Origin of the sequence: Pseudodesulfovibrio karagichevae, from assembly GCF_041414475.1 — a bacterium.
GTDB classification, from domain to species: domain Bacteria; phylum Desulfobacterota; class Desulfovibrionia; order Desulfovibrionales; family Desulfovibrionaceae; genus Pseudodesulfovibrio; species Pseudodesulfovibrio karagichevae.
The window spans coordinates 1-4,744 of record NZ_JBGLYH010000115.1 but is presented as its reverse complement, the minus strand read 5'-3'; the positions used below and the strand labels follow the sequence as shown (position 1 = coordinate 4,744).

Sequence of the window (4,744 nt, the reverse complement as noted above, 5' to 3'; positions counted from 1 at the left end):
GGGAAAGGAAAGCCCTTTTCAAAGGGTTTCCTTCCCCCTTCCCCCGGCCGCCGGCGGCGCGTTCCTACCGCTGCTCCATGTCCTTGAGGAGGATGTCCAGGGCGTTGAGGGAGATGCGGATTTCGAGGAAGGAGTAGAGCATGGACAGGATGAGGAAGAGCAGGCTGGCGCCGAAGAGGATCTGTCCGGCCATTTCGAATTCCTGGAAGATGCAGATCATGGAGAAAATGCAGGCGAGCATGGACATGACTCCGAATCCCTGCATGTGCCGGATCATGTGGACCCTTTTACGCAGGTTGTCGATCTGGGCGAGGATGGTCTGGTCGGGCTGTTGCCGGTACTGGTCGTGCAGGGTGCGGATGCGCGCGGCCAGGGACAGGAACCGGTTGGTGAAGGCGAGCATGAACAGGGAGATGGCCGGGAAGAGCAGGGCCGGAGTGGTGACGGTCATCTGCATGGAGAGGTCCTTCGGGGCGTCCGGAGTGAAGCTGGGATGCCTGGTTTCATTGAGGTTTTATGGTCGGGTTCGGGCCTCCCCTTGCGGAAGCCCGGACCCTTGCCATGCTAGCCGATCGGGTGTCGGAAGTAAATCGGCGGCGGGCCCGCCCTAGCGGGGTTCGAGGCGGATGAGCCTGCCGTCGTCCTCGTCGGTGAGCACGTAGATCAGGCCGTCCGGCCCCTGGCGGATGTCGCGGACGCGCTGGCCCATGGGCAGGTCCCGGTCGCCGAGGACCGCGCCGTTCCGGTCGAGCTCGATGAGCCGGATGGTCTCGCTGCGCAGCCCGCCCGCCAGGAGGTCGCCCTTGAAGGCCGGGAAGGCGTCGCCGGTGTAGACCATCAGCCCCGAGGGGGCGAACCGCCACTTCCAGACCACGATCGGGTCGGCCATGCCGGGGAGTGAGTGGTGGGCGGCCACGTCCATGGGCAGGGTGTACTCCTTGCTCCAGGACGCCTTGGGCCAGCCGTAGTTGCGGCCGGGCTTGATGCGGTTGATCTCGTCGCCGGTGCGGGCGGCGTGCTCGCTGACCCACAGGGTGTCGCGCAGCGGGTCGTAGGCCATGCCCTGGATGTTGCGGTGGCCCATGGTGTACAGGCCGGGCGCGGCGGCCGGGTCGGCGAAGGCCGGGGGCTGGGCCGGGGTGCCGTCGTCCTTGAGGTGGATGAGCTTGCCCTGGTGCGTGGCCGGGTTCTGGGCCTGGTCGCGGGCGAGCATGCCGTCCACGCGCTGGGGCGGATTGCCGCCGTCGCCCACAGAAAGGACCAGGGTCTTGTCCGGCAGCCAGGCCAGGCGCGAGCCGAAGTGCTGGCCCCCGGACTTGGCCGGGGAGGCGGTGAAGAGCACCTGCGCGTCGCGGAACCGCTCGCCGTCGAGGCGGGCGCGGGCCAGGGAGGTGTGGTTGGCCGATTCCGTGCCCGTGGCCAGGGTGAAGTAGACCAGGTGATTGTCCTTGAAATCGGGGTGCGGGGCGATGTCCAGGAGCCCGCCCTGGCCGTGGACCAGGGGGACGGGAGCGCCGGGTAGGGTGGTCATCCCGCCGCCCTTGAACAGGCGTACCCGGCCGGGCCGCTCGGTGATGAGCAGGCCGCCGTCCGGCAGCCAGGCCATGGACCACGGGTGGTCGAGGCCGGTGCGCAGGGTGACCGCCCGGACGCCCTCCAGGGGGCGGGCCTTTTCCGGCGGGAAATAGGGCTCGGCCCCCGCCTGTACGGTTGCAAGGAAGATGATGAGGGGGACGGTGAGGAACGGGACGATGAGGATATTCTTGCGCATGGCTGCCTCCGGGTCGGGGTTCGGCCGCGCCCATCGGAAAACGGACGCGGGGCCTTCCAATATAACACAACCGGCCGGGGATGGATAGACGGGACGAGACGGCGCGGGGGCGGCCGGTAAGCCCGACGGGTCGCCGGTCTCGGCCGATGTGCCGGGGCGGGGAGCCTGCTGGCGGATCTGGGAAAAGAGTATCGTTTGGTCGATTATTTGTTGCCATGGACGCGAATTTGTGCTTTCAGTGCCGCACCGGTTTTGTCATCAACGACGGGCGGCCTCCTCTTCCGGCCCCCGCGGCAACCACGGACCAGTCAACCCATGCGCGGAATTCTCTACGGCCTCCTCTTCCTCCCGATCCTGCTGCTCGGCGCGGCGGACGTGGTCCTTGCCGAGGAAAAACCGGTGATCTACTGGCCCTATTTCAATCTTCCGCCCCAGTTCATCGTCAACAAAAGCCGGCCCGAGGGCGTAGGCATCGACGTGGCCAGGGAGTTGCAGAAGGAGATGCCCGAGTACCGGCACGTCTTCATTTCGGCCAGCCCCCAGCGCATAGCCGAGGAGCTGCGCACCGGGCGGGAGCGGTTCGTGGTCTGCGGTCTGCACAAGACCCCGGAGCGCGAGGCCTACGTCCTGTATTCCGAGGCCCCGTGCAGGGTGACTTTTTCCATGACGATCGTCATGCGCCGCGAGGATGTTCGACGGCTGGCCCCGGACGGTACGGCCTCCCTGGCCTATCTGGCCGCCGACCACGCCCTGACCTTCGGCTACATCCCCGGCCTCGACCACGGCCCCTTCAATCCGTTCGTGGCCCCGCTCATCTCCAACGCCGGGGCGCAGCGCGCCGTGACGGCCCACGACGTGGAGCAGCTGTTGGACATGCTCGGCGAGAAGCGGATCGACTGGTTCGTGTACGACAGCCTGGGCATCCGGTACGCGGCCGGGGAGCGGGACAAGCAGGAGCGCTTCGCCGTGGTCCAGGCCTCGGAATGCCCGTCGGCACCGATCTTCGGCTATCTGGTCTGTTCCCGGACCGGGGAGGGCGCGGAGATCATGGAGCGCATCAACCGGGCCATGGCCCGGCTGGTGGCCTCTAAGCGGCTGTACAAGACCCTCAAGGGGTGGATTCCCGACCGGCTCGACCCGGCCTTTGAGCGGGCCTGCACCGGGTGCATCCTGCCCGCCACCGACATGTCCGCCCATGACGAAGCCTGCCCCCGGAACTGCGTCCAACATCCCTAGAAATCAGAACCGGCCGGGCAGCGACTGCCCGGCCGGTTTTTCAAACGGACCCGGTGATCGTTATTCCGCCAGGTCGCGCTTCATCTCTTCGTATTGTTTCTTGTCGATCTCCCCGGCGGCGTAGCGCCGCTTGAGGATGTCCAGGGGCGTCTCGGCATGGCTTGCCGGGGTGTGCGCCGAGGTGTCGTTTCCGCCGAGGCTCCCCCGGAAGATCATGAAGGCGGCGGCGACGGCAACGACCAGGAGCAGGATCATGAACCAGCCGCCGAACGGCGAGTACATCATGTTCATGCCCCAGCCCCCCTGGCCGGGGCCGCCGCCCCCGTTGTACATGGGTTGCTGGGCGGTCAGCAGGAGGTAGGTGTCGGTCATGGCGTCTCCTTCGGGCGCTTATTGCTGCGCGCCGCCGTATCCGTAACCGTAGCCGCCGTGATAGCCGTGGCCGGGGCCCATCATGCCGGGACCCATCATGCCGCTGCCCATCATGCCGCCGTGCATGCCGCCGTTCATCATGCCCATGCCGTAATAGGAGAAGCCCTTTTCACGCATGTCGATGAGCATGTTCACGCGGGTCTCAAAGCCCTGGGTGGACAGGGCGCCGATTTCCTTGGCCAGGGATCTGGCCTGGGCCGCGTCGATCTTGTCCTGGGCCAGGACGGCGTTCAACTGGGCGTGCTTGGCCCACATCTGTTCGGACAGCTTGGCGAACTGCGCCTGATACTTGCCGGCGATCTCCTGGTAGGCTTTCTGCTGTTCCGGCGTGAGCTGGTAGTTGCCGCCGTAGCCGGGGCCGGTCATCATGCCGGGGCCGGGACCGGGGCCAGGACCGCCGCCCATCATGCCGCCGCCCATGCCCATCTGGGCGAAGGCGGAGACGGAGAAGATCAGCACGAACGCCAAAGACGCGAGAGTGATGTTTCGATTGATCATGTTAAAACCTCCTAAGGTATTTTTAGGACATGACCATAGCACACCGGAGGAAAAAAAGCACCGCTATTTCCGCAGGAGCGTGGCAGCCGTTGCCGGGGCCAGGCCTCCGGACGAATAAGCCCCCGGCATCCAAGGGATACCGGGGGCCTTGTCAGCCGTGAATGCGCCGGAAAACGCCGCTCTACCCCTGCGGCCTGCTGATGCCGACGGTGACGGTTTTGGCCTGGTGGCGGATGGTGTCGATGGGGCGGGTCATCTCTTCGATGGCCTTGTTCAGGATGGTCAGGATGTCGGCCAGGCGGGCCTCGGTGGCCTGGATGGCCTGGGACTGGTTGACCAGCCAGAGCATGTAGTTGGCGAGTGCGGCGGCCACGCGGGCGGGCAGGGCCGAGTCCGTCGCGCCCGAGGCGATGCGCTCGATGCACCGGTTCAGGGCGACGAGCAGCTTCCCGCGGTCGAAGGTGGCCGTGTCCTCGAGCATCTCGCCGATGAGCACCCGCGCCTTGCGGAACGGCTCGGCGTGGCCGTCGATGGCCTTGGCCGCCGACACGCCCCACCAGTGCCCGGCCACGGTCTCGAGCACGAAATCCAGGCCGCCGCCCGCGCGGGGCACCTTGATCGTGGCCTCGGCCACGCGGTCGAAGCGGTCCTCGCCCTCGGCGCAGAACACGATGGGCGAGCCGTTGTGGGCCTTGAAGATCGTGGTCTCCTTGACCGTGTCCGTGACGACCATCTCGGGCAGGTCCGAGGCCATGACCAGGGTCAGGGGCTCGGTGGACAGGTCGATGTGCTTCTTGTCCTCCGTGA

General features: G+C 66.7%; 5 protein-coding genes and 1 pseudogene. 1 reads left to right on the top strand and 5 read right to left on the bottom strand.

Annotation, left to right across the window (positions count from 1 at the left end):
- Positions 1-64: 64 nt before the first annotated feature.
- Both AB6M95_RS19425 and AB6M95_RS19420 read right to left on the bottom strand, forming a co-directional pair.
- A complete protein-coding gene (locus AB6M95_RS19425; protein ID WP_371388395.1) occupies positions 65-457 on the bottom strand; it encodes a DUF2721 domain-containing protein in 393 nt (130 codons plus the stop codon).
- Positions 458-607: 150 nt separating this feature from the next.
- Positions 608-1,771, bottom strand: coding sequence for a PQQ-dependent sugar dehydrogenase (locus tag AB6M95_RS19420; protein WP_371388394.1), 1,164 nt, complete (start codon positions 1,769-1,771; stop codon positions 608-610).
- Positions 1,772-2,086: 315 nt separating this feature from the next.
- Here AB6M95_RS19420 and AB6M95_RS19415 point away from each other — a divergent pair, with 315 nt between their 5' ends.
- Positions 2,087-3,007, top strand: a complete 921-nt coding sequence (locus AB6M95_RS19415; protein ID WP_371388393.1) for a transporter substrate-binding domain-containing protein — start codon at positions 2,087-2,089, stop codon at positions 3,005-3,007.
- Between the two features lie 60 nt (positions 3,008-3,067).
- Here the strand turns inward: AB6M95_RS19415 and AB6M95_RS19410 are convergent, their stop codons facing one another.
- The 3 genes and pseudogenes from AB6M95_RS19410 to AB6M95_RS19400 form a co-directional block, all read right to left on the bottom strand.
- Positions 3,068-3,379: an SHOCT domain-containing protein gene (locus tag AB6M95_RS19410; RefSeq protein ID WP_371388392.1), complete on the bottom strand. Its 312-nt coding sequence runs from the start codon at positions 3,377-3,379 to the stop codon at positions 3,068-3,070.
- An 18-nt stretch (positions 3,380-3,397) separates the two neighbouring features.
- On the bottom strand, positions 3,398-3,937 hold the full coding sequence (locus AB6M95_RS19405; protein ID WP_371388391.1) for a periplasmic heavy metal sensor: 540 nt from the start codon (positions 3,935-3,937) through the stop codon (positions 3,398-3,400).
- Positions 3,938-4,118: 181 nt separating this feature from the next.
- Positions 4,119-4,744, bottom strand: a pseudogene (locus AB6M95_RS19400) (SIS domain-containing protein); the annotation flags it as partial.

Coding starts and splice junctions, on each gene's coding strand:
- AB6M95_RS19425 (WP_371388395.1), bottom strand. CDS start 457: ATGCAGATGACCGTCACCACTCCGGCCCTGCTCTTCCCGGCCATCTCC.
- AB6M95_RS19420 (WP_371388394.1), bottom strand. CDS start 1,771: ATGCGCAAGAATATCCTCATCGTCCCGTTCCTCACCGTCCCCCTCATC.
- AB6M95_RS19415 (WP_371388393.1), top strand. CDS start 2,087: ATGCGCGGAATTCTCTACGGCCTCCTCTTCCTCCCGATCCTGCTGCTC.
- AB6M95_RS19410 (WP_371388392.1), bottom strand. CDS start 3,379: ATGACCGACACCTACCTCCTGCTGACCGCCCAGCAACCCATGTACAAC.
- AB6M95_RS19405 (WP_371388391.1), bottom strand. CDS start 3,937: ATGATCAATCGAAACATCACTCTCGCGTCTTTGGCGTTCGTGCTGATC.